Source organism: Streptomyces griseorubiginosus (assembly GCF_001514195.1).
GTDB lineage: Bacteria > Actinomycetota > Actinomycetes > Streptomycetales > Streptomycetaceae > Streptomyces > Streptomyces griseorubiginosus.
Window position 1 is genome coordinate 39,201 of the sequence record NZ_KQ948738.1, and the last position, 18,051, is coordinate 57,251.

The window sequence follows — 18,051 nt, forward strand, 5'->3', positions numbered from 1 at the left end:
CGGGGGTCAGTTCCGTATGGACGCCGACAAGCGGTGCAGACGCAGGGCGAGTTGGATCTCCAGAGCGCGGGCGGGGCTCTGCCAGTCCTCACCGAGCAGCCGACCCACGCGCTCCAGACGTTGGGCGACGGTGTTCACGTGGACGTGCAGGTCGTCCTTCGTACGGGCCGGGCTCATCCCGCTGGCGAAGTAGGCGTCCAGGGTGCGCAGGAGGTCGGTGCCCCGTCTCTCGTCGTACGCGACAACCCGGCCGATGGTCCGCTCGACGAAGCCCGCGATGTCCCGGTCGCCGGCCAGGAGCAGTCCGAGGAACCCGAAGTCCTCGGCCGCCGCCCCGTCCCCCGAGCGGCCAAGGAGCCGCAGGGCGTCGAGGCAGCGGCGGCCCTCCTCGTAGGCGGCGGCCACGGCGTCCGGGTGGACGGCGAGGTCGCGCACCGGGGCGGAGGCACCCACGGTGACCGCCTCGTGGACGGCGGTGCCGAGGTGCCCGGCGGTACGACGGGCCAGTTCGGTGGCGGTGTCCTTGTCGGTCAGGGGCAACAGCAGGACGGTCCCGCCGTCGCGGGCGGCGGCCAGGCCGTGCCGGGTCGTGGCGAGGTGGGAGGCCGCGGACCACAGGCGTCTGCGGGCTGCCGCCTGCTGGTCGGCGTCGGCCGCGGGACCGTCGAGCCGTGCCGCCAGCACGACATGGGTGGCGTCGAGGTCGGCACCCAGCCGCGCGGCCCGTTCCCGTAGCAGACGCGGATCGCGGTCCCGGGCGTCGAGCAGGTCGTCCAGCAGCTCGCCGCGCACCCGCTGTTCGGCCTCCGCGGCGGACCGTCTGGCGAGCAGCAGCAAGGAGGTGACCATCGCGGCGCGCTCCAGCGTGCGCTGGTCCACCGGGTCGAGCCCGGGGTGACCGCGCAGCACGAGCGCGCCGAGGAGTTCGCCGCCGGCGGCGACGGCGGCGATCCAGTCGTCCCGGTGCCGTACGGCATGGCCTTCGATGCGGGAGGTCTCCAGTGGCTCGGCGGGTGCGAGTTCGGTGAACTCCACCGTGCCGTCGAGGATCTCGGAGACGGCCGCCGCCACGTCGTGCACCCCGCCGCCGCGCAGCACCAGTTCGGCGAGCCGGTCGTGGACGTCGGAGGCGCGCTCGATGACACCGCTGCGGTCCCGGATGATCTCGTTGGCCCGCTCCAGCTCGGTGAGGGCCGAGCGGGTCTCGGTGAGGAGGTTCGCGGTGTCGATGGCGGCCGCGGCGAGGGCGGCGAAGGAGCCGAGCAGGGCGATCTGCTCCCGTTCGAAGACCCGGGCCCGCCGGTCCGCCGCGAACAGCACCCCGATGACGCGGTGCCCCAGGGTCAGCGGCACGCCGAGGATGGCGACCAGGCCCTCGTCCCGTACGCCCGAGTCGATGGCCAGGGTGTGCCGGAAGCGGTCGTCCTTGAAGTAGTCGTCGGTGACGTAGGGGCGGGCCGTCTGGGCGACCAGTCCGCCGAGGCCCTCGCCCATCCCGAGCCGCAGCTGCTGGAACCGGGCGGCTACCGACCCCTCGGTGACCCTCATGTAGGTGTCACCGCGGGCCGGGTCGTGCAGGCTCAGGTACGCCACGTCCGTGCCGAGCAAAGACCGGGCGCGCTGCACGATGGCCCGCAGCACCGCGTCCAGGTCCCGGAGCCCTGCCAGGTCGTGGGCGGTCTCGAACAGGGCGGAGAGTTCGGCCTCGCGCCGGCGCCTGCCCTCCAGCTCGGAGCGCACGCACAGGGCGACCGTCCTGGCCGCCTCGAGCGCCGCGATCCACTCGGCGGACCTGCCCTCGGCGCGGGCGATCAGCACAGGCTGCTCGTAGGCGTCGGCGGACGCGCCCCTGGCCAGCAGGGCGAGGAAGGGTGCCTCGGCACTGGCGGCGGAGGGCTCGGCGGAGTGCGGGTGACCGCCGGGCCCCGGCTGACCGTCGAGCTGCGTGTGATCGCTGGACATGCCCACAGGATTGCTCATCGCACGCTCACCCCGTCAGGCCTGTGGAAAACTCCGGGCCGGTCCCGGTCAGTGCGCGGTCCAGCCGCCGTCGAGGACGAGCGAGGTGCCGGTGACGAAGGACGCGTGCGGGCCGCACAGGTACGCCACGGCCTCCGCGACCTCCTCGGGTTCGATGAGCCGCTTGAGCGCGCTGTCCTGGAGCAGCACCTCGGACACCACGCGCTCCTCGGGGATGCCGTGCGCCTTGGCCTGGTCGGCGATCTGTCGTTCGACCAGTGGGGTGCGCACATAGGCGGGGTTCACACAGTTCGAGGTCACTCCGTGGGGGGCGCCTTCGAGGGCGGCCGTCTTGGAGAGACCCTCCAGGCCGTGTTTGGCGGCCACGTAGGCGGCTTTGTAGGCCGAGGCACGCAGTCCGTGGACCGAGGACACGTTGACGATCCGCCCCCACCCCTGCCCGTACATGTGCGGCAGCGCGCCGCGGATCAGGCGGAACGGCGCCTCCAGCATCACGGTGAGGACCGTGTGGAACGCCTCGGGCGGGAACTCCTCGATGGGACGGACCAGTTGGATGCCGGCGTTGTTGACCAGGACGTCGGTGCCGGCAGCCGCGTGCTCGGCGGCGTCCAGGTCGGTGAGGTCGAGGACATGCGGCTCCACCGTCCCGGACAGTCCCGTGGCCTGCTCGGCGAGCGCCTCCAGACCGGCGGCGTCCCGGTCGACCGCTCTCACCTTGGCCCCGGCGGCCGCGAGCCGCAGCGCGCAGGCGCGGCCGATGCCGCCGGCGGCGCCGGTGACGAGGGCGGTGCGGCCGCCGAGATCGAGCGCGGCGGCGTGAGATGCGGGTCCCGGGAGGACACTGCTGGCGGTCATGGTCCGACCCTAGGCAGGATCCCCTCCTCGCCACATGTGGTCACGCCCCATAATTCACTCGGAACTCATGGTTTCGAACCATGTGGGGGCGTCCACCGTCGCCTGCTTGATCCGCTGCATCCCGAACTCGTTGAGGTCGGGCAGGGCGTCCAGGGGGAACCATCCCACTTCCAGCGACTCGTCGTCGTTGACCCGGGCCTCACCGCCCACGGCACGACAGCGGAACGAGATGTCCATGTACTGGCAGATGTCACCGTTGACGTACGTCACGGGATTGAGCGCCTGGACCAGGACGACCCGCTCGACGACACAGAGGACGCCCGTCTCCTCCTCGACCTCCCGCACGGCACAGTCCGCGGGCTGCTCCCCCGGCTCCGGGATACCGCCGAGCATCGACCACTTGCCGGTGTCCGAGCGGCGGTTGAGCAGCACTCTGCCCTCGTCGTCGAAGACGATGGCGCTGACGCCGGGGAGCCAGAGCAGGTCGTGGCCGATGGACTTCCGGAGGGTGCGGATGAAATCTGGGGTAGCCATGGGCCGACCCTAACCGCCGCCGGTGACACGTCCGTGTTCTTCCGGACGAGGACGGGCGGACGCCCGGTCACCCGCCGCACCCGCAGCACCCGCAGCACCCGCAGCACCCGCAGCACCCGCAGCACCCGCAGCACCCGCAGCACCCGCAGCACCCGCAGCACAACGCCTGACGCCTGACGCGGTCGTACGCCCTACACGTCCCCGGTACGACGCCCCCGCACCCCGGCGCTGATCGCCCAGCCGAGACCGCCGGCAGCCACCAGGACCAGGAGCATCTCGGGCAGGGTGCCCATCAGGGTGGCCGGGGTCTCCGACGACCTCAGCGGCACCTTCTGCACCAGCGAGGCGGGGACGAACATGCCCGTCCTCTGGGTGATCCTCCCGTCCGGCATGATGATCGCACTGACGCCGCTGGTCACCGGGACGGTGACGGTCCGGCTGTGCTCCACCGCGCGGACCCGGGACATCGCGAGCTGCTGGTAGGTCATCTCGCTGCGGTCGAAGGTCGCGTTGTTGCTCGGCACGGAGATCAGCTGGGCGCCGTCGGTGACCTCGGAGCGCACGGCCCAGTCGAAGGCGGCCTCGTAGCAGGTGACCAGGCCGACCTTGGCGTTGGCCATCCGGAACACACCCGGCTTGGTGCCGCGGCTGAAGTCCTGGCGGACCATGGAGGTCCAGTTCTTGTTGATCGCCCCCACGAGCGAGCGCAGCGGGAGGTACTCGCCGAACGGCTGGATCTGCCGCTTGTCGTAGGTGTCGGTGGGGCCCTTGACCGGGTCCCAGAGGATCTGCTCGTTGTAGAGCTTGCCGCCGCGCTCGACGACTCCGCCGACGGAGATCGGCGCGTCGATGGCCTGGGCGGCCTGCTCGATGGTCGCCGCCGCCTCCGGGTCGGTGTAGGGGTCGACGTCGGAGGAGTTCTCCGGCCAGAGCACGATGTCGGGCTTCGCGACCTTGCCGGCCTTCACCTCGGCGGCCAGCCGCTCCGTCTCACGCGCGTGGTAGTCGAGCACGGCCCTGCGCTGAGCGTTGAAGTCCAGACCCGCGCGCGGCACGTTGCCCTGGATGGCCGCGACGGTCACGGTGCCGTCCTCGGCCTTGTCGCTCACCAGGCCCCGGGCGGCGAGCGCCCCGACCACCGGTACGACCACGCTCAGCAGGGCCACGGCGGCCGCCGGGCGTCGTACGGCCCCGGTCCCCCGCCGCTCCACGACCAGCCGGACGACGTCGTACAGGCCGAATCCGCACAGCACGACGGCGAAGCCCAGCACGGGTGTGCCGCCCACCGCGGCGAGCGGCAGGAAGACACCGTCGGCCTGTCCGAACGCGATCTTGCCCCAGGGAAAGCCGTGGAACGGCACACGCGCGCGTGCCGCCTCGCCGGCGATCCACACGGCGGCCGCCCACACCGGGGCGCCGGGCAGCTTGGAGACCGCGGCCACGCCCACACCGACCAGCGCGACGAAGATCGCCTCGATCGCGACCAGCGCCAGCCACGGGCCGGGGCCGACCTCGACGCCGGTCCACACCAGCAGCGGCAGCAGGAAGCCCAGTCCGAAGAGGTAACCGAGACCGAAGGCCGCCTTCCAGCCACGGCCGCGCAGCACCCAGCCGAAGACCGCGAAGGCGGGCAGGGCCAGCCACCACAGGGTGCGGGGCGGGAAACTGACGTAGAGGAGCACTCCGGAGAGCGCCGCGGCGGCGGCCGGCAGGAGACGGCGGAGCCGGGCGGCCCAGCGGGAGGCGGGTGCGGACGGCGGTTCCAGCTGGTCCGACTCGTCCACGGAGGTTGCGGTGACGGTCACTCCGGGAGTGTACGGCGGTTGACCTTGGCGTCGACAGCGCGGTCCGCCTGGTGACCGGGGTCCCCCCGGACCGCTCGAACCGTGCCGCTGCCGGGCAACCCGGCGCAACTCGTCCACAAATCGACCTTCAGCCGTTACGGTGTGCCGGAGTCCTCGTCGCGCGGGTGTCCGGGCGGCGGGCCACAGGTCGGGGGACCGGGGTTCGGGGGGCGGGGTGGGTTCCACGGGGATGACGTCTGTGGCCGGTGCTGCGGCGGACGGCGACAGACGCAACGCTTCGGACGGGGTGGGCGTCCTGGTCCTCGGGGCCTGTGCCGCCTGGTCGCTGATCACCGCGGCCGTGCACGACGGCCGTCCGGAGGGCGTTCTGCTCGCCCTGCTGGCCGTGTCCGCGGGCTACGCCGCGGGCCGGATCTCGGGGGCGCTGCTGCCGGTCGCCGCACCCTGTGCCGCCGCGGTGACCGCGTTCGGACTCGCGGTGGGGCTCCCCCATCTCGCACCGGGCCCCGAGATCGTCGCGCCGCTCGGTCACGCGGGCGCCACGGCCGCACTGCTGACCCTGGCCGCCGGTGCGGCGTGCTGTGCCGCCTGGACCACCGGATCGCCCGTCCTGAGGCTCCTTCTGCGGCTGCTGGCCGTCGCCATCGCGGTGACCTCGGCGGTTCTGGGTTCGGTCTCCGGGCTGGTGACGTGTCTGGCCGTGCTGTTGTGCTCGCTCGCGGCGAGCAGGATGGACCACCGGGGCCCCGGCCTCCTCGGTCTCGTCCTGGCCGCGATGTCGGTGACCGGGCTGACCTGGGCGGTCGCCGGGAGCGCGGTGCCGGACGGGCTCACCGAGTCGCTGCGCGGGCAGCTCACCCCGCACCGGATCGACCTGTGGCACGACGCCCTGCGCATGGCCCGGGAGAACACCGCCCTCGGTGTGGGACCGGGGCGCTTCGGGGAGCTGAGCGGCACGGCGGCCGGCTCGCTGCTGCCCGACGGGAAACCGCATTCGGCGCCGCTCCAGATGGCCGCCGAGCAGGGCGTGGTCGGGGTGGTGCTGCTGGCGGCGGCCTTCTGCTGGCTGCTGTACGCGCTGTGGCGCTCGCGGCGCTCCACCCCGATCGTCCTGACGGCGGGCGCGGCCCTGACGGCGCTGGCGGGGATCGCCGCGGTCGGCAACGCGCTCAGCTTCACCATGGTGTCGGTGGGTGCGGGCCTCCTGGCGGGCCTGGCGACGGCCCACCCGCTGACCGAGGAGTCGGCTCCGCGATGAGGGACAGGTCCGGACTCAGCGTCGCGGGGCCGTGCTCCCGGGCCGCAGCCGGTCCCGGATGATGCGTACGGCGGCCTCGGCGTCGTCCACGGTGACGGTGAACGTGTGGCCGTCCCACAGCTGGAGCACCACGCCCTCGCCACGCCGTACGACGACCGCGGTGCCCTTCTCGGGCCGCCAGCGGTAGCCCCAGCCGCCCCACTGACGCGGGGTGACGTGCGCGACGAACTCGGCTCCGGTGACATGCGCCAGCGGGATCCGGCGGCGCGGCACGCCGATGTGGCCGCAGCGCACCTCCAGGGAGTCCGTGTCGACCTTGAGGGCGACATGGACGAAGGCGAGCGTCAGGAAGAGGACGAGCAGTCCGGCCGCGATGCAGCCGACCACGGACATGACGAGAGGGGCGACACCGGAGGTCCACGCCGAGTCGACGGCGAGTTCGACGCCGAGCGCCACGATCGCCGCGCCGCCGAGCGCGAGCAGCCACTGGATCCGGTTGGACGCGCGACCGGTCCAGACGTCGGCGTGGTGCGAGGTCTGCTCGCCGTGGGGGTAGTCCCGGGGGTGGTCCCTCATGCGTACGAGATTACTCAGGTTTCGCCCCGCGGGTAGTTCGTCGCGGAGAGTGACCGCGCTGAGCGTGGCATTCCGGCCGGGCGGTAATGGCCGTGGACAGTTCCACGGCAAACGGCAATCGGCCCTCGGTCGACCGACGTAACGTTCCAGTCCCGCGGCGCTCGGTCTCAAGCTGGCCGGTGAAACGTTCCGGCCGCTCGGCGCGCTCAGCGGGCGGGCGTGGCCGTGCGCAGCAGTCGGCCTTCCTCGTAAGCCAGGGCGGGCGCGGGCAGCGCGGTGCCCTCTCGGCCGCTCAGCAGCACGGTGAGGGTGCCGGTGGGCGCTGCCTCGGGCGCCGGCTGTTCGCCGAGCCGGCGCAGCGCCTGGGCGGCGACCGCCCCGGCGGAGCCGTGCAGGACGAGCGGCGGGCGGCCGGGACGCTGTACGGCGGCCCGGATGCGCTCGGCGACCAGTTCGTAGTGCGTGCAGCCCAGGACGACGGTCGTCACGTCCTCGGGAGTGAGGGCGGCGGCCGCGGCGACGGCGGCGTCGATCGCGGCCTCGTCGGCGTGTTCCACCGCCTCGGCGAGGCCGTGGCAGGGCACCTCGGTGGCGGGCACGCCGTCGGCGAAGTCCGCGATCAGACCGCGCTGGTAGGGGCTGCCGGTGGTGGCGGGCGTGGCCCAGATGGCGAAGGGGCCGCCGCCGGCCGCGGCGGGCTTGATCGCGGGGACGGTGCCGATGACCGGCAGGTCCGGTTCGAGGCGGGCGCGCAGAGCGGTCAGGGCGTGCACGGTGGCGGTGTTGCAGCCGATGATCAGCGCGTCGGGGCCGTGCGCGGCGGCCGCTTCGGCGAGGCCCAGCGCGCGCCCGACGATGTCCTCGGGGGTCCGCGGTCCCCAGGGCATGCCGTCGGGGTCGAGGGAGAGCACGAGATCGGCGTCGGGGCGCAGTCGCCGTACCGCGGCGGTGGCCGCGAGCAGACCGATTCCGGAGTCCAAGAGCGCGATCTTCACCCGGCCACGATAGACGATGAGCCCTTGGGGGCCGCTGCCGTGGGGCAGACTGCGCGCGTGAGCGCCATCGTGTGGACCGCCGCCGTATCCCTCGCCGCCTGGCTGTGGCTGCTGCTCTTCCAGGGCTTCTTCTGGCGCACGGACGTGAGGCTGCCGCCGGAGCGGGACCCGGCGCATTGGCCGTCGGTGGGTGTGGTGGTCCCGGCCCGCGACGAGGCGGAGGTGCTGCCCGCGAGCCTTCCGTCCCTCCTGGCGCAGGACTATCCGGGACGCGCGGAGGTCTTCCTGGTCGACGACGGCAGCTCGGACGGCACCGGGGAGCTGGCTCGCGAGCTGGCCCGCCGCGCGGGCGGGCTGCCGCTGACCGTGTCGTCTCCGGGTGAGCCGCCCGCGGGGTGGACCGGCAAGCTGTGGGCGGTGCGCCATGGCATCGGCCTGGCACGCGCGCGTGGTCCCGAGTACCTGCTGCTGACGGACGCCGACATCGCGCACGAGCCGGACAGCCTGCGCCGGCTGGTCGCCGCCGCGCACGGCGGGGGCTTCGACGTGGTCTCCCAGATGGCCCGGCTGCGGGTGGAGAGTCTGTGGGAGCGGCTCGTGGTGCCGGCGTTCGTCTACTTCTTCGCTCAGCTGTATCCGTTCCGGCGGATCGGCAGGAAGGGCGCGCGGACGGCGGCCGCGGCGGGCGGCTGTGTCCTGCTGCGCGCCGCTACCGCCGAGCGGGCGCGGATCCCCGACGCCATCCGGCACGCCGTCATCGACGACGTGGCCCTCGCGAGGGCGGTCAAGGGCGGCGGCGGACACATCTGGCTGGGGCTGGCCGAGCGGGTGGACAGTGTGCGCCCCTACCCCCGGCTGCACGACCTGTGGCGGATGGTGTCGCGCAGCGCCTATGCCCAGCTCCGCCACCACCCCCTGGTCCTGCTGGGCACGGTCCTCGGACTGGCGTTGGTCTATCTGGTCCCGCCGCTCGCCGTCGTCGTCGGCCTCGCGACAGGCGGCACCTCGACCGTGCTGCTCGGCGGATGCGCATGGCTGGTCATGACCGGGACGTACGTCCCCATCCTCCGCTACTACCGGCAGCCGCTCTGGCTCGCGCCCCTCCTGCCGTTCACGGCGTTCCTCTACCTCCTCATGACGGTCGACTCGGCGGTGCAGCACTACCGGGGGCGCGGCGCGGCCTGGAAGGGCCGTACCTACGCCCGCCCGGACGCCGTGGTCGGTGAGGAGAGGTGAAGCGGTCAGAGCCTCATTTGCGGCCCGGTGTCCAGTTCATGCCCCAGCCGTAGGCCTGGTCCACGGTCCGCTGCGGGCTCACTCCCCGGTCGGGCACCAGGTAGCGGGCCTCGCGCTGGACGACGAGGTCGTGGCCGGTGTTGGTGATCAGGGCCAGCGCGCAGACCGTCGAGGGCACCGTGCACTCGTCCAGGGAGAAGTCGATCGGGGCGCCGTGCTGCGGCTGGAGCGTGACGGTGGCGTGCAGGTCGGCGAAGGACCGCGCGCCCTCGTAGATGGTGACGAACACGAGGATGCGCCGGAAGTCCCGCTGGTGGTCGAGGTTCACGGTGAGGTTCTCGCCGCTCGCCACCGCCCCGGTGCGGTCGTCGCCGTCGAGATGGATGTACGGCGGCTGGTGCAGGGCTCCATAGGCGTTGCCCAGCGCCTGTACGACCCCTTTGCGGCCGTCGGCGAGTTCGTAGAGGGCGCACAGGTCCAGGTCGAGGTCGGCGTGCATGGCCACCGCGCGGCCGCGCTTGCTGCCCCAGCCGGAGAACTGTTTGTGCACCTGCCAGTTGAGGTTCACCCGCATCGCACCCGAGGTGCCGCCCTGTTTGGTGAGGGAGACCGACGGGGCCGCCTTGGTGAGCGTGACCTTGGAGAGGCGGACGGGCGGCGCGGCGGGCGGGGGCGGCGGGGCGGCCGGTGCGGGTGGGCTCGCCGGGGGCGCGGTGCGCTGAGGCTCGCCCACAGGCGCGGTCCGCTGGGGCTCGTCCACGGTGATCCCGAAGTCCGTTGCGAGTCCTTCCAGTCCGCTGTCGTAGCCCTGGCCCACGGCACGGAATTTCCAGGCTCCCTGCCTCCGGTAGAACTCCCCCAGCACGAAAGCGGTTTCGACGGTGGCGCCCGTACTGTCGAACCGCGCGGCGACGGTGCCCTGCACGGCGTCGCGGACCTCGATGTACAGCTCCGGGACCTGGGCGAAGGTCCCGCCGTCCGCGGAGGCGGCGAGCACCACGGTCTCGACCGAGGGCTCCACGCGCGCGAGGTCGACGAACAGGGTGTCCGTCACCCGGCCGCCGTCGGTGCGCTTGCCCTCGTGGCGGACCGAGCCGGAGGCGTGCTGGGGCTGGTTGTAGAAGACGAAGTCGGCGTCGGAACGGACCTTTCCGCCGACCAGGAGCAGGGCCGAGGCATCCGCGTCGGGGACCCCCGGTCCGGAACGCCAGCCCAATTCGACGCGCAGTGCCGTCGTGGGCACGGGAACGTTCGAGCCTTTCGGCATTGACATGTCTGCCCCCTCGGGTGTCGGCAGGCCAGGACGCCCCGGCGGCCACCGGTGTGCTACCCGCCCAACCTATTCCCCCATGACAGCGAACTCCCATCCCGCGCACAGCAAGATCGCCGGTCAACCACCGGTAACCCCCTCGGAACTCGGCCTTTACACGACCTCAACCCGGATTGGCGTCCTATTTTGCCGAGTTCGCTCGCATTGGGGATCCAGGGTCACTGCCGACACGGAAAACAACCCTCTTATCGGTCTCCCCAACCAGCACATCGTGGGCTTAACTTATGTGCCATGACCTCCCCCCGCTCCACTTATGGCGGCGGCTACTACTCCGCCTCCTTCCCGGACACTCCGATCTACGACTCGCTCGTGGCCGAGCGGGGCACCCCGCAGATCGCCCCGATCCGGGTCCCCGCCGCGTACGACGTCCCGGTCAGCCACCTGCCGGCGCTGCCGTCCGCCCTGCCCGCCCTGCCCGCGGGCCCCTCCCAGTCCGCCTACGGCTATCCGCAGGCGCAGCAGCCCTCGCCGCTCCAGCAGGCGCCCGCCGCGTACATCCCGCAGCAGGCCGCCGCACCGCGCGGCTATCCGGGGCCGCAGCAGCAGCCCCGCCCGGCCGCGCCCGGCATGGGAATGGGCATGAGCACGGGCTACGAGGCGATGCGCCCCGCGGCCCCGCGACCCGCCCAGGCGGCTCCCTACCAGGATCCGTACAACAACCAGCAGTACCGCGGGTACTGATTCCCCTCCCGGACTGTCGGTGCCACCTGGCACGATGGCTCCATGGGGAATGCCGAGCTGCTGTCGATCCACGTCCATCCGGTCAAGGCGTTCCGGGGTCTCGCGCCCCGGGAAGCCGAGGTGGAGCCCTGGGGGCTGGCCGGAGACCGGCGCTGGGCCTTGGTCGACGACGGGGGAAAGGTCGTCACACAGCGACAGCAGCCACGTCTCGCACTGGCCGCCGCCGAGCTCCTGCCCGGCGGCGGCATCGTGCTGTCGGCGCCCGGTATGGAGCCGCTGACCGTGCCCGCGCCCGCGCCGGGCACCACCGTCACGCTGGAGCTCTTCGGGGAGAAGGTCGAGGGAGTGCCCGCCGCCGACGCGGCCGCGCACAGCTGGTGCAGCGAGTACCTGGGCGTCCCGGCGCGCCTCGTGCACATGGACGACCCGGCCACCCGCCGCCCCGTCGATCCCGAGTACGCGCTGCCGGGTGAGACCGTCTCCTTCGCCGACGGCTATCCGCTGCTGCTCACCTCCACGGCCTCCCTGGACGCCCTCAACTCCCTGATCGCCGAGGGCCGGCACGCCGCCGACGGTCCGCTGCCCATGAACCGGTTCCGGCCGAACGTCGTCGTGGGCGGCACGGAGGCCTGGGCCGAGGACGACTGGTCGAGGATCGCGATCGGCGACATCGCCTTCCGGGTGGTCAAGATGTGCGGCCGGTGCGTGGTGACGACGACCGACCAGTCGAGCGCAGTGCGCGGCAAGGAGCCTCTGCACACGCTCGGCCGCCACCGGCGCTTCGGCAGCAACCTGGTCTTCGGCCAGAACCTCGTGCCCGAGTCCCGCGGCACGATCCGGGTCGGTGACCCCGTCAGGGTCCTCGACCGGAAGACCGGGTGACCGGTCGGGGTGGTCGGGGTGGTCGAGGCTGCCGGGGTTGGCCGGAGCGGCCAGGGGCTGCCGGGGCGGTCGCGGACAAAGTTCCGTCAAAGATCCACCTGGGTGCGATCGCCGGGAACCCGGCTCGGGGGCCCGCGCGTTGGAGCTTTCATGAGGAGTTCATGAGAGGCCCCGGCCGCAGGTGATTTGGCTCTCTCTTCGGCCGGTGCCACGCGTGAATTCCTCTCCCGGGGGTTATCACGGAGCGGGAAGGGGGTGCGGACGGTGCGAGCGATCAGCGGACTCTGGCGGTGGCGGCACAACCCGCTGCGCCGCGGGACCGACCTGGCCGAGGCCTGGGTATGTCTCATGGCTCTGCTGCTGATCCTGGTGGTCGCCCCGGTGGCCGGCGCGTTCGTCGGCGGGGTGGCTCAGGGCGCGCTCCAGCGGGCGGTGCGGGAGCAGCGTGAGTCCCGGCAGCTGGTGACGGCGACGGTGATCCGCAAGCTGGACCGCTCCCCGCTCGACGCCGACCCGGAGACGGCCTCGGGGCGCGATCTCAGAAGCCAGGTGCTGGCCGGCTGGACCGCGCCGGACGGCACCACCCACCAGGGCTCCGTCATGGCCGCCCTCCAGACCCCGCACCGCGGCGACCACTTCGACATCTGGACGGACCATGACGGGCAGATAGCGGCCCGCCCGCTGGACGCGACGACCGCCACCACCCATGCCGTGCTCGCCGGCATCGGCGCGGCCCTGCTGGCGGCCGGGCTGATCGAGGGCGGGCGGCGGCTGGCCCTGTGGCGCATGGTCCGTCGCCGGTACGCCGACTGGGACCGGGCCTGGGACAGCGCGGGCCCGGACTGGGGCCGGACCGGCACCGGCAGTTGACGGCCTTACGGCTCTGGTCAACCCACCACCCGCGCGCACGCTACGGTGGACCGGCCGAACCTCTTCGGCAGCACAAACCCGCGTACTACGAGGTGGGGGCACAGCAACGCCATGGCACAGGGCACGGTCCAGGTGACGCACACCGGTACATCGCGGTGGCGGCGCCGCACAGGTGAGTACGCGTCGCTCGCCGCCGCCCTGGAGGCCGCGGCCGAGGGCGACGTCCTCACCGTCGCCCCCGGCACCTACCGGGAGAACCTCGTGCTCCAGCGGGCGGTGACCCTGCGCGGCCCGGAGGGCTCGCCGGGATCCGTGCGCATCGCGCCCGTGGACGGCGTGCCGTTGACCGTACGTGCCTCGGCGGTCGTCCAGGACCTGCACGTGGAGGGCCAGGACGCCGCCGCGCCCGCGCTGCTCGTCGAGGAGGGCACCCCGGAACTCTCCGACATCAGGGTCGTCACCCGCTCCGCGGCCGGCATAGAGGTGCGCGGCGGTGCCCGGCCGACCGTGCGGCGCTGCACCGTCGACAACCCGGCGGGCATCGGCATCGCCGTGCTCGAGGGCGCGGGCGGGGTCTTCGAGGAGTGCGAGATCGTGGCGGCCGGCCAGTCCGGTGTCTCGGTGCGCGGCGGCGCCCACCCCCGTCTGGAGCGCTGCCGGGTGCACCACACCTCGGGCGCGGGCCTGGCGGCGACCGGTGAGAACTCCGCGCTGGAGGCCGTGGGTTGTGAGGTCTACGAGGTCCGCGGCAGCGGGGTCCAGATCACCGGCCGGGCCACCGCGCACCTCACCGACTGCGATGTGCACCGCACCACGGCCGACGGGGTCACCCTCGACACCGACGCGGTGCTGACCCTGGCCGACTGCCGTATCCACGACATCCCGGAGAACGCCGTCGATCTGCGCTCCCGCTCGGTCCTGACCCTGACCCGCACCACCGTCCGCCAGTTCGGGCGCAACGGCCTGTCGGTGTGGGACCCGGGCACCCGCGTGGACGCCAACCAGTGCGAGATCTTCGACAGCACCGGCGACTACCCGGCCGTCTGGGTCAGCGACGGCGCCACCGCGGTCCTGGACTCCTGCCGGGTGCACGACGTGCCGGACGCGCTGTTCGTCCTGGACCGCGGCTCGCGCGCGGACGTCGTCGACAGCGACATCTCCCAGGTCCGCAACACGGCCGTGTCCGTGAGCGACGGCGCCACCGCGCAGCTGGACGACTGCCGGATCCGGGACGCGGCCACCGGTGCCTGGTTCCGTGACCACGGCAGCGGCGGCACCCTCAACAACTGCACCGTGGACGGCACCCAGACCGGCGTGATCGTCACCAAGGGCGCCGACCCGACGATCGAGCGCTGCACCGTCGACTCCCCCGCTGAGGCCGGCTTCTACGTGTCGGCGGGCGGCCGCGGCAGCTTCCTCAACTGCCGGGTGACCGGCAGCGGCGGCTACGGCTTCCACGTGATAGACGGCAGCCGCTCGACCCTGCGCAAGTGCCGTACGGAACGGTGCGCGCGCGGGGGTTACGAGTTCGCCGACGCCCCCGACGCGGCGGCCGGTTCGGGGCCCGTCGTCGAGGACTGCACGAGCGACGAGAGCGGCGGCCTCACGCCGCCCGCGGCCCGGGAGACCGCCGTACAGACCGAGTCCCGCTCCCCCGGGCTGCTCGGCGCGATCCCCGAGCAGCGGATCACCGAGCAGGAGCCGCCTGCCACTCCCGCGGAGCCGGAGAAGCCGGCGCGCGCCTCCAAGGCCGTCCTCGGTGAACTCGACGCGCTGGTGGGCCTGGACAGTGTCAAGCGTGAGGTGCGGGCGCTCACCGACATGATCGAGGTGGGCCGGCGCCGCCAGCAGGCGGGCCTGAAGGCAGCCTCCGTCAAGCGCCACCTGGTCTTCACGGGCTCTCCCGGCACCGGCAAGACGACGGTCGCCCGGCTCTACGGCGAGATCCTCGCCTCCCTCGGGGTCCTGGAGAAGGGCCACCTGGTCGAGGTGTCCCGCGTCGACCTGGTGGGCGAGCACATCGGCTCCACCGCGATCCGCACCCAGGAGGCCTTCGACCGGGCACGCGGCGGAGTCCTGTTCATCGACGAGGCGTACGCGCTGTCGCCGGAGGACTCGGGCCGGGACTTCGGCAAGGAGGCCATCGACACGCTGGTGAAGCTGATGGAGGACCACCGCGACGCGGTCGTGGTGATCGTCGCCGGCTACACCGCCGAGATGGAGCGGTTCCTGTCGGTCAACCCGGGTGTGGCGTCCCGGTTCTCACGGACCATCACCTTCAGCGACTACGACCCGGACGAACTGCTCAGCATCGTGGAGCAGCAGGCCGAGGAGCATGAGTACCGGCTGGCGCCGGGCGCCCCCGAGGCGCTGCTGAAGTACTTCACGGTCATGCCCAAGGGGCCCGCGTTCGGCAACGGCCGTACCGCGCGGCAGACGTTCGAGGCGATGGTGGAGCGGCACGCGAGCCGGGTCGCGCAGGTCGCCGACCCGACCACGGACGACCTGACGCTGCTCTACGCCGAGGATCTGCCCGGCTCGTCCTGAGCCGGCGGACCGGGTTCGTCCTGAACCCTCGGGCTCGGCTCGTCCTGAACCCGGGGGCCCGGTTCGTCCTGAACCCGCGGGCTCGGCTCCTCCTGAGCCCGCGGACCGCGCTCGTCCTGAACCCGCGGGCTCGGCAGGTCCGGCTGGAGTCGGCCCAGCAGTTTCGCGCGTTCCTCGGCGAAGGCGGGGTCGGCCTGGTAGTCGGAGTGGCCGAGGATGGGCGCGGGCAGCGGGTGCAGATCGGTGCGGCCGTAGACCAGGGGGTCCCTGAGGGGCTCGCGGTCCACCTCGGGGCCGCAGTCGCCGGGCAGCCGGACCGGGCCGCCGATGGGGTCGGTGAGCCGGTGGAGGTTGCGCCAGCAGTCCACGTCGTGGTGCAGGGCGGTGAGGGCGGCCGGGCCGAAGTGGGCCGGGAACCAGCGGCCGTAGAGGCGCTCGAGCGGGGAGCCGTAGGTCAGCAGGGCGACCCGCGCGCGGACCGACGGCTCCAACTGCCAGGCCGCGGCGGCGGCGAGGACGCTGCCCTGGGAGTGGCCCGAGATGACGAGTCGGCCGCGGGTGGTGCGGGTCCAGGTCGCGATGCGCCAGGTCAGGTCGGGCACCGCACGCTCGGCGTAGCAGGGCGGGGCGAAGGGGTGGGCGGCCCGCGGCCAGAAGGTGCCGACATCCCAGAGGATGCCGATGGTGCGGCGGGCGGAGGGGTCCTTGTAGGCGCGTCGGCCCCAGGTGACGAACAGCAGGAAGCCGAGGCCGATCAGCCAGGATCCCAGAGCCTGTGCGGTCTCGGCGGCGCTCTCGACGAAGGCGTACGCCCCCTCGGCGGCCTTGGCCGGGGTCCTGCGGGTGGTCAGGGCGCCCACGAGCGCTCCGGCGCCGAGGAGAAGGGTGCTGGCGGCCGTCACGCCGAGCAGGCGCGGCCCCCGGTCCGTCAGGGCCGCCATCGCGCGGGTCCTGGCGATGCGGCGGGTGCGTGTCGCGTCCTTCGGCTCGCCCGTGTACTCGCTCTCCACGGTGGCCAGTTGGGCCCGGCTCGATCGCCAGGTCCGCCGGGCCAGCCAGGCCAGGTGCCCCAGGAGCACGAGCAGGACCAGCGGGATCACGGACGCCTGCCAGGTCAGCAGGACCGGTGGGCCGGGGATGGTGGCGCCGGTGCCGTCCAGCCAGTCCGCGACGCGCTGCGAGACGCCGCCGGACATGACACCGCCCAGGGCGCAGGCCAGCATCGCGACGGCGGGTCCGGCCAGGCCCCGCATCGCGGCGCGCGGATCGGGGTGCGTGCGGTACAGCAGGTGGGCGACGACGGCCAGCGCGATGACCAGGAGGCCCTGGACGAGGGTGATGCCTCCGAAGGTGGCGTCCCCGGACAGCCGGCCCTGCGACTGCCATTCCGGCCGCTCCCAGCCGGCGTACACCGCGGCGAGGGCGAGCAGGACGAGAGCGGTCAGCGGCAGGCGTCGTACTAGCTGCTCGTCGAGCTGCCGGTCCAGGTGCCGCTCGCTGCGGCCGCGGCGGCACACCACCCACACGACCGCCCCGCCGCCGGCGACGAGGCTCAGCTGAAGGAGCCGGCCGAGGGTGTCCAGCGGTGCGGGGCCGCCCGGCGCGCGGTCGAAGCGGGCGGCCGTCGAGCTGACCGCGGCGGCGATCGTCAGGAGGCCGGCCGCGGTGTGCGCGGCGCGCAGCCGGGCGACCAGGCGGCGGCCGTACCAGAAGCCGGGCCGACCCAGCGCGGTCCGGCCGTCGTCCTCCTCGGCCTCGCCCTCGTGGGACAGCGGTTGCTGGGACTCGTAGGCGCTCCAGGTGCGGTGGGACAGGTACCAGAGGAGGCCGGTGAGGGTGGCCGGGACGAGGGCGGCCAGGGCGAGGCGGCGGCCGGGCCTGCTCCACCAGCCGTCGTCGGACACGCCGGGTGACAGGAAGCCGAGCCAGGAGTGGGAGTCGGCGCACGCGCGTGTGCCCGCGCACTGCCAGGCGGCGAGGTCGAGGGCGACCTCGCAGGCGGCGGCGACCAGCAGCACGGTCAGGGTCAGACCGGCGAGTCGCACCAGCAGGCCGTACAATCGCACGGTCCTTTTCCTGTGCCGCGCGGTGGGGCGCATCCAGTGGGCAAGGTTGACGACCATGAACGGCAGCAACAGCAGCCACAGGGCGCGGGTGCCGTTGCCGGAGGTGAGGTTGCACCAGACGTACGCCTCGGGGACCGGGCCGGGGCGGCCGGATCCTGGCCTGCTCTCGGCGTCGACGTCGTCGGCGCGCCGGAACACGGCCGCGACGTCGTCCCCGGTGATCCGCACCGTGCGCGGGTCGTCGAGCATCTTGTCCGGCGTGGTGCCGCCCACTCCGTGGACCAGGAGTTCCAGGGCGGTGCCGGAGTCCTCGGGCCGGACGGCCGAGCCGTCGGTGCCCTTGATCGGGACACGTTCCACTGTTCGCACTTCCCCCGTGACGCGCCGTCGGCATCTGTCCGTGCGGGCACAAGGATCGCCGCCGGTCGCGTTTCGT

14 protein-coding genes are annotated in these 18,051 nt (G+C 73.1%); 6 read left to right on the forward strand and 8 right to left on the reverse strand.

What is annotated here, in order from left to right; translation table 11 throughout:
• Nucleotides 1–6: 6 nt before the first annotated feature.
• The 4 genes from AQJ54_RS22965 to lnt form a co-directional block, all read right to left on the reverse strand.
• On the reverse strand, nt 7–1,962 hold the full coding sequence (locus AQJ54_RS22965; RefSeq protein WP_062241265.1) for a helix-turn-helix domain-containing protein: 1,956 nt from the start codon (nt 1,960–1,962) through the stop codon (nt 7–9).
• A gap of 66 nt (nt 1,963–2,028) precedes the next feature.
• Nucleotides 2,029–2,835, reverse strand: coding sequence for a 3-hydroxybutyrate dehydrogenase (locus tag AQJ54_RS22970; RefSeq protein ID WP_062240566.1), 807 nt, complete (start codon nt 2,833–2,835; stop codon nt 2,029–2,031).
• 54 nt (nt 2,836–2,889) lie between these two features.
• On the reverse strand, nt 2,890–3,369 hold the full coding sequence (locus tag AQJ54_RS22975; protein ID WP_062240568.1) for an NUDIX hydrolase: 480 nt from the start codon (nt 3,367–3,369) through the stop codon (nt 2,890–2,892).
• 191 nt (nt 3,370–3,560) lie between these two features.
• Nucleotides 3,561–5,174 (reverse strand): apolipoprotein N-acyltransferase, encoded by a 1,614-nt coding sequence (lnt, locus tag AQJ54_RS22980; protein WP_062240570.1) that lies wholly within the window; start codon nt 5,172–5,174, stop codon nt 3,561–3,563.
• Nucleotides 5,175–5,403: 229 nt separating this feature from the next.
• Here lnt and AQJ54_RS22985 point away from each other — a divergent pair, with 229 nt between their 5' ends.
• Nucleotides 5,404–6,432 carry an O-antigen ligase family protein gene (locus tag AQJ54_RS22985; RefSeq protein WP_079069989.1) on the forward strand — a complete coding sequence of 343 codons (1,029 nt, stop codon included), beginning with the start codon at nt 5,404–5,406 and terminating at the stop codon, nt 6,430–6,432.
• A gap of 15 nt (nt 6,433–6,447) precedes the next feature.
• Here AQJ54_RS22985 and AQJ54_RS22990 read toward each other — a convergent pair whose 3' ends face one another.
• Both AQJ54_RS22990 and AQJ54_RS22995 read right to left on the reverse strand, forming a co-directional pair.
• A complete protein-coding gene (locus AQJ54_RS22990; RefSeq protein WP_062240571.1) occupies nt 6,448–7,008 on the reverse strand; it encodes a hypothetical protein in 561 nt (186 codons plus the stop codon).
• Nucleotides 7,009–7,214: 206 nt separating this feature from the next.
• Entirely contained in the window at nt 7,215–8,003 is a 789-nt protein-coding gene (locus tag AQJ54_RS22995; protein ID WP_062026576.1) for a glutamate racemase, read from the reverse strand.
• Between the two features lie 39 nt (nt 8,004–8,042).
• On the opposite strand from AQJ54_RS22995, the gene AQJ54_RS23000 reads away from it, so the two are divergent.
• Nucleotides 8,043–9,239, forward strand: coding sequence for a glycosyltransferase (locus AQJ54_RS23000; RefSeq protein WP_062240573.1), 1,197 nt, complete (start codon nt 8,043–8,045; stop codon nt 9,237–9,239).
• 13 nt (nt 9,240–9,252) lie between these two features.
• Here AQJ54_RS23000 and AQJ54_RS23005 read toward each other — a convergent pair whose 3' ends face one another.
• Entirely contained in the window at nt 9,253–10,506 is a 1,254-nt protein-coding gene (locus AQJ54_RS23005) for a TerD family protein (protein WP_062240575.1), read from the reverse strand.
• Between the two features lie 294 nt (nt 10,507–10,800).
• Here AQJ54_RS23005 and AQJ54_RS23010 point away from each other — a divergent pair, with 294 nt between their 5' ends.
• The 4 genes from AQJ54_RS23010 (at nt 10,801) to AQJ54_RS23025 (ending at nt 15,549) form a co-directional block, all read left to right on the forward strand.
• Entirely contained in the window at nt 10,801–11,250 is a 450-nt protein-coding gene (locus tag AQJ54_RS23010) for a DUF6643 family protein (RefSeq protein ID WP_030326270.1), read from the forward strand.
• A 42-nt stretch (nt 11,251–11,292) separates the two neighbouring features.
• Nucleotides 11,293–12,132: an MOSC domain-containing protein gene (locus tag AQJ54_RS23015; RefSeq protein ID WP_062240577.1), complete on the forward strand. Its 840-nt coding sequence runs from the start codon at nt 11,293–11,295 to the stop codon at nt 12,130–12,132.
• A 264-nt stretch (nt 12,133–12,396) separates the two neighbouring features.
• Nucleotides 12,397–13,002, forward strand: coding sequence for an Rv1733c family protein (locus AQJ54_RS23020; RefSeq protein ID WP_062241269.1), 606 nt, complete (start codon nt 12,397–12,399; stop codon nt 13,000–13,002).
• Nucleotides 13,003–13,113: 111 nt separating this feature from the next.
• Nucleotides 13,114–15,549: a right-handed parallel beta-helix repeat-containing protein gene (locus tag AQJ54_RS23025; RefSeq protein ID WP_062240578.1), complete on the forward strand. Its 2,436-nt coding sequence runs from the start codon at nt 13,114–13,116 to the stop codon at nt 15,547–15,549.
• Here the strand turns inward: AQJ54_RS23025 and AQJ54_RS23030 are convergent.
• On the reverse strand, nt 15,519–17,975 hold the full coding sequence (locus AQJ54_RS23030; RefSeq protein WP_248845416.1) for a hypothetical protein: 2,457 nt from the start codon (nt 17,973–17,975) through the stop codon (nt 15,519–15,521). The genes AQJ54_RS23025 and AQJ54_RS23030 overlap by 31 nt on opposite strands.
• Between the last annotated feature and the right edge of the window lie 76 nt (nt 17,976–18,051).

What these genes read in the sequence shown, in the direction of transcription:
- AQJ54_RS23015 (WP_062240577.1), top strand. Translation starts at nt 11,293, where the DNA reads ATGGGGAATGCCGAGCTGCTGTCGATCCACGTCCATCCGGTCAAGGCG.
- AQJ54_RS23010 (WP_030326270.1), top strand. Translation starts at nt 10,801, where the DNA reads ATGACCTCCCCCCGCTCCACTTATGGCGGCGGCTACTACTCCGCCTCC.
- AQJ54_RS23005 (WP_062240575.1), bottom strand. Translation starts at nt 10,506, where the DNA reads ATGCCGAAAGGCTCGAACGTTCCCGTGCCCACGACGGCACTGCGCGTC.
- AQJ54_RS22990 (WP_062240571.1), bottom strand. Translation starts at nt 7,008, where the DNA reads ATGAGGGACCACCCCCGGGACTACCCCCACGGCGAGCAGACCTCGCAC.
- AQJ54_RS22965 (WP_062241265.1), bottom strand. Translation starts at nt 1,962, where the DNA reads ATGTCCAGCGATCACACGCAGCTCGACGGTCAGCCGGGGCCCGGCGGT.
- AQJ54_RS22985 (WP_079069989.1), top strand. Translation starts at nt 5,404, where the DNA reads ATGACGTCTGTGGCCGGTGCTGCGGCGGACGGCGACAGACGCAACGCT.
- AQJ54_RS23025 (WP_062240578.1), top strand. Translation starts at nt 13,114, where the DNA reads ATGGCACAGGGCACGGTCCAGGTGACGCACACCGGTACATCGCGGTGG.
- AQJ54_RS22975 (WP_062240568.1), bottom strand. Translation starts at nt 3,369, where the DNA reads ATGGCTACCCCAGATTTCATCCGCACCCTCCGGAAGTCCATCGGCCAC.
- AQJ54_RS22970 (WP_062240566.1), bottom strand. Translation starts at nt 2,835, where the DNA reads ATGACCGCCAGCAGTGTCCTCCCGGGACCCGCATCTCACGCCGCCGCG.